Genomic DNA, 5,335 nt, shown 5'->3' with positions numbered 1-5,335 from the left:
GAAAAAACCTTCCCTCATAGGGATGGTTTTCACCTTACTGGATTTTGTTTAAGATGACATTTGCTGTTTCTTCGACTGCACGATTCGTCACATCAATCACATGACATCCAATTCGGGAAACTACTTTTTCAAAATGGACGATTTCTTGTTTAATGCGTTCCAATTTTGCATAGCTTGCATCATCATTAAGTCCTAAAGCAATCAATCGTTCTTTCCGGATTGAATTTAACTTCTCTGGAGAAATGACAAGTCCGAAACATTTTTCCGGGTCAACTTTAAATAACTCTTCCGGAGGCTCTACTTCAGGCACTAATGGAACATTTGCGACTTTATATCGTTTGTGTGCTAAATACTGAGATAAAGGGGTCTTGGAAGTGCGGGAAACGCCGACGAGGACGATGTCAGCCAATAGTAAACCACGTGGATCCCGTCCATCATCGTATTTTACAGCAAACTCAATTGCTTCAATTTTTTTGAAATAATCGTCATCCAATTTCCGCACTAACCCTGGTTCTTCAAAAGGAATTTCATTCAATTCAAGTTCAAGTGTATCCATGAGCGGACCCATTAAATCGATGGATCTTACACTATGTTTTGCACATTCCATTTGCAAAGTTGAGCGCATCTTTTTTCGGACAAGCGTATATAAAATAATCGCTTGCTGCAGTTTTGCAAGATTTACAATTTCTTTTACATGATCGAGTGTCGCGATATGAGGGAATCGTTTTAAGGACGTATCCTGTAAACCAGGTCTAAACTGACTTACCGCTGCTTTCGCAACTAACTCTCCTGTTTCGCCCACTGAATCCGAAACAATAAATATTTGCAGTTTTTTCATGGTTTCCGTCACCTCACAAATCGTGATTTTCCGCTAATGACAGAAAAGCACGTGTAATGTTTGTTTTGGTCAAACGACCAATCACTTCGTAACCATCAGGATGTTGTTTTACGATTGGCAAAGCATCTATTTGTTTGTCAATCAACTTCTTCGCGGCATGGATAAGTGAGTCGTGTTTATAACAAAATGTTATATTTGGCATCCGAGTCATTATGATATGTACGGGAATTTTATTTAAGTCCTGTTGACCTAAACTCGTGCGGAGTAAATCTTTTCTTGATAATACGCCTGTTAAATATGAATTTTTATCTACAACAAATAGCGTGCCGACATCTTCCAAAAACATTTGACAGATGGCATCATATACGGTCATATCTTCTGCTACTACAATCGGGATTGACTGAAAGTCCCGAACCTTCATATTCATCATGCTGTCAGAAACAGCTTGACCAGTTTTTTTGCCTGAATAAAAATATCCTACACGAGGTCGTGCATCCAGAAACCCCGACATGGTTAATATAGCTAAATCCGGTCGAAGTGTAGATCTTGTTAAATGCAGACGCTCTGCAATTTGTTCTCCTGTAATCGGACCATTTTCTTTTACAATTAGCAAAATGTCCTCTTGACGTTTGTTGAGTTCGATCGGACTCACCGCCTCAAAAAGTGTTATACTCAATGTTCAATATTATATACTAATTAAGTGGGCTTATCTAGTACCCTGTTTAAGTGGCACTTTAGATTTTTATATGCTACAATATAGTCAATTATATAGACGAAGATAGGAAAATAAGTATTGTTCATCCTTTAGCGAGCAGAGGCGGTGCAAGTCTGCAACGAACAAGAAAAGGCGTCCTGGAGTCATGTTAATGAAAGTGGATTGCTTTTAGCAATTAACTGGGGTGGAMCCGCGGGTATTATGCACTCGTCCCCGGACATTWAATGTCCGGGGACGAGTGCTATTTTTATTTTTGGAGGGATTGTTATGACAATCACAATGGAAAATGTAGTTAGTTTAGCGAAACACAGAGGTTTTGTCTTCCCTGGCTCGGATATTTATGGAGGCTTAGCCAACACTTGGGATTACGGTCCACTTGGAATTGAACTTAAGAATAATATCAAAAAAGCTTGGTGGCGCAAATTTGTTCAAGAATCTCCTTATAATGTTGGTCTTGATGCAGCTATCTTGATGAATCCTAAAGTTTGGTCAGCATCAGGTCATATCGGAAATTTCAATGACCCTATGATTGACTGCAAAAAATGTAAAGCACGCCATCGTGCAGACAAACTGATTGAAGATGCTCTTGAAGCAAAAGGAATCGAAATGATTGTTGACGGACTTCCATTCGAAAAAATGGAAGAATTAATCAGCGAACACGCCATTATTTGTCCAGATTGTGGAGCTCAAGAATTCACGAACATCCGTCAGTTCAATTTAATGTTCAAAACTTCTCAAGGTGTGACGGAAACTTCTTCTAACGATATTTACTTACGTCCAGAAACAGCACAAGGGATTTTTGTAAACTTTAAAAATGTGCAACGTTCAATGCGAAAAAAAATGCCATTCGGGATTGCTCAGATCGGTAAGAGTTTCCGTAATGAAATCACGCCAGGTAACTTCACATTCCGTACGCGGGAATTTGAGCAAATGGAACTTGAATTCTTCTGTAAGCCAGGTGAAGATTTGGAATGGTTTACTTTCTGGCGCGACTATTGTAAAAACTGGTTACTGAACTTAGGTTTGAACGAAGAAAACATGCGTTTACGTGATCACGATAAAGAAGAACTATCACATTATGCATCGGCTACAACAGATGTGGAATATAAATTCCCATTCGGCTGGGGCGAGCTTTGGGGTATTGCAGACCGCACAGACTTCGACTTAAAACGCCATATGGAGCACTCTGGTGAAGATTTCAACTATATAGATCCGATAACGAATGAACGTTATGTACCATACTGTATCGAACCATCATTAGGTGCAGACCGTGTCACACTGGCATTCTTATGTGATGCATATGCTGAAGAAACTCTTGAAGGTGATGATAAACGTACCGTGTTACGTTTCCACCCTGCATTAGCTCCGGTAAAAGCAGCTATCTTACCATTATCGAAAAAATTAGCTGAAGGCGCTGGTGAAGTGTTTGCTAATTTAAGCAAATCATTTATGGTCGATTATGATGAGTCTCAATCAATCGGTAAACGTTACCGTCGACAAGACGAAATTGGAACACCTTTCTGTATCACGTATGACTTTGATTCAGTTGAAGACGGTCAAGTAACTGTACGTCACCGTGATTCAATGGAACAAGTACGTATGCCTATCGTAGAAGTTAAAGCATATATTGAAAAACACTTAGAATTTTAATTTAAACAGGATTGAAACATTTATGCTCAATTGCTCTATAGAATAAATTAAGGGAGGGAGATGTGAATTTTATCACAACTCCCTCCCTATTTTTATCAATATGAGACTACTTGTTATGGGCTAGTTCATTTATTTCGTTTGCACAATTTTTGATCGTATCAATGACGACTCTTGGCTCTGATAATTGCGGGAAATGTCCACTTTTTTCAGCAACAATGTGTTTACTATTCTTTGACAATGTCAGTAATTCCAATTGATTATCTTGTCGTTTTATTCGTACTTCCTCTGGCATCATTCGGTTTTTCTTCCCACCTGTAACAACAAATACAGGTATTTCGGGAAAAGCATCTATTTGATGAATTTGACTCACAGTTCGTTTTACAAAATTTACTTCATCGAATTGTTTGTGTGAAGATAAGGAATCCAACATTTTGAGCATCTTATTTATTGTTTTTACTGCCTTACCTTCAAATTCTTCAAGTTTGATATCTTTTGGATGGCTGGATTCCAAAAAGACAATTCCAGCTACTTCGTTAGGATAGAGTCGCGCATATAAATTTGCATATAAGCCCCCTAGAGAATGTCCAACAAATAAGTAAGGAGGTTCAAATCCCAAGATTTTTAGTGTTTCATGGAGAGTATTAACAATTGTCATTCCATCTTGATTTTCGATTGGCTTATCGCTACCAGTAACACCAAATCGATTATAAGAAAATACTGATGAGAATTGCGAAATTTCCGGGAGTATTTTCATCCAACCTTCAATGGGACCCGACCCACCGTTAATCAAAACGACATTGGGTTTACCTTTTCCGCTAATATTATATTGCAGCTTTCCTTTAGATGTTTCCACGTAATATTTCTCTATTTTCAATGCGCATCACCTCATTTTGTACGAGGTCACATGAAGTAAAACCGGTAATTGAATAGAGAAACTTCTGAACCTCATATTAATTTTTTTGTAAAACCCGTACTTTTACCAATATATCCATTTCTTATATAAAAAGCATGTGCTGGTATTCGCTCTTCTCTATTTCCACTGTTTAAAGTTATGGAACCTGCTCCTTGCACAATAGCCCATTCTTCGCAAGCTTTCAATAGCATTGAGCCGACCCCTTGTTTCCTCTGTTTTGAACTTATAACGAATGCCTGTATTCGTGCAAATACTCCAGTAAATTCGAAAGATAGAGCCTTGCATAACCCTGCAAAACCAATTAATTGATTATTTTTCACAACCACTAATGTTTCATATTCAGTATGACTTAATAATAACTCAAATCGTTTCGTAAGTTCTTCAAGTGATGTAGGATAACCTAATTCCGCCATCAGTTCGAGTAAATCTTCATAATCAGAAGATTGCACTGTCCTAATTTCAATTGTCATTGATTAACCATCCTGTTAACTTTATATTTTGTATCACTTTTAAATGATCTTTTAATGTCCCAAAAAGAAAAATGCTTTACTCCATCTTGAAGTAAAACACCAGTTCAATTGATTAAGACTATCGGGTGGTTTGGTACAGTGATTTAATTTCTTTTATTTGCTCAATGTGCCGCTGTTCATGTAAATAAATTAATTCGATCCATTGATAAAGAGGTAAATCACCAAAGTATGGATGTTTTACTGATTTGTCAGCCAAGATCGATGTATCTTCGACAGTATTTAAGATGTTGTTTAATAAATTTCTTGAATTGTTTAATTGGTCAATAATTTGATGAGTCTCGGCAGATTCAATTTGAGGCATAACGATTTCTGGTGCTTCCAACTTATTTGACCTGTCTAATAAAAAATCGATTTTTTTGGGTTCTGCACTGATGTTGGATTTTTTGAGTCCATAAGCAATTGCCTTAGCAAAAATTTCTTCTGTCAAAGCTAAGTGGTTGCATATTTGCGCAATACTCCAGCTCTTTATTCCAGGAGTATAATTGAATTCTTCATCACTTAATAAATTCATTTCATTTAGCAGATTATTTCTCGTTATTAACAGATTTTCATTTTCAAATTTACTCAAAACATCCCAACCTTTCAAGTCAATTTATCTACCACGTAACATACTATTCGAAATGGTTTAAAATATTCATGAATAGTAATCGCACGGAATTATTGCATACAAAAAGTTAAACGAATAGAAG

At 37.1% G+C, this 5,335-nt stretch carries 6 protein-coding genes; 1 reads left to right on the top strand and 5 read right to left on the bottom strand.

The genetic code is table 11. The annotated features are described in order from the left end of the window. Window positions 1–34 precede the first annotated feature (34 nt). Window positions 35–838: a pyruvate, water dikinase regulatory protein gene (locus AC1DSL_RS15490; RefSeq protein ID WP_016426905.1), complete on the bottom strand. Its 804-nt coding sequence runs from the start codon at window positions 836–838 to the stop codon at window positions 35–37. Between the two features lie 13 nt (window positions 839–851). After that, the gene (gene ccpN, locus AC1DSL_RS15485) at window positions 852–1,490 is read right to left on the bottom strand and encodes a transcriptional regulator CcpN (RefSeq protein WP_147640277.1); all 639 of its coding nucleotides are present in this window, start codon (window positions 1,488–1,490) and stop codon (window positions 852–854) included. Window positions 1,491–1,820: 330 nt separating this feature from the next. On the opposite strand from ccpN, the gene AC1DSL_RS15480 reads away from it, so the two are divergent. After that, window positions 1,821–3,203, top strand: a complete 1,383-nt coding sequence (locus tag AC1DSL_RS15480; protein WP_016426903.1) for a glycine--tRNA ligase — start codon at window positions 1,821–1,823, stop codon at window positions 3,201–3,203. A 106-nt stretch (window positions 3,204–3,309) separates the two neighbouring features. Here the strand turns inward: AC1DSL_RS15480 and AC1DSL_RS15475 are convergent, their stop codons facing one another. The 3 genes from AC1DSL_RS15475 to AC1DSL_RS15465 all read right to left on the bottom strand — a co-directional run bounded on the left by AC1DSL_RS15475 (window position 3,310) and on the right by AC1DSL_RS15465 (window position 5,214). After that, window positions 3,310–4,077 carry an alpha/beta fold hydrolase gene (locus AC1DSL_RS15475; RefSeq protein ID WP_477532866.1) on the bottom strand — a complete coding sequence of 256 codons (768 nt, stop codon included), beginning with the start codon at window positions 4,075–4,077 and terminating at the stop codon, window positions 3,310–3,312. A 71-nt stretch (window positions 4,078–4,148) separates the two neighbouring features. Next, window positions 4,149–4,586, bottom strand: coding sequence for a GNAT family N-acetyltransferase (locus AC1DSL_RS15470; RefSeq protein ID WP_016426901.1), 438 nt, complete (start codon window positions 4,584–4,586; stop codon window positions 4,149–4,151). A 118-nt stretch (window positions 4,587–4,704) separates the two neighbouring features. After that, window positions 4,705–5,214 carry a DinB family protein gene (locus AC1DSL_RS15465; protein ID WP_477532865.1) on the bottom strand — a complete coding sequence of 170 codons (510 nt, stop codon included), beginning with the start codon at window positions 5,212–5,214 and terminating at the stop codon, window positions 4,705–4,707. Window positions 5,215–5,335 lie beyond the last annotated feature (121 nt).

It is taken from the genome of Paenisporosarcina sp. P4_D4 (assembly GCF_056401835.1).
Note: the sequence above shows the minus strand (reverse complement) of the source record. Positions and strands in the feature narration are given on the sequence as shown.

Bases quoted from the DNA above. Each gene is read 5' to 3' on its own strand.
- AC1DSL_RS15470 (WP_016426901.1), bottom strand. From the start codon at position 4,586: ATGACAATTGAAATTAGGACAGTGCAATCTTCTGATTATGAAGATTTA.
- AC1DSL_RS15480 (WP_016426903.1), top strand. From the start codon at position 1,821: ATGACAATCACAATGGAAAATGTAGTTAGTTTAGCGAAACACAGAGGT.
- AC1DSL_RS15490 (WP_016426905.1), bottom strand. From the start codon at position 838: ATGAAAAAACTGCAAATATTTATTGTTTCGGATTCAGTGGGCGAAACA.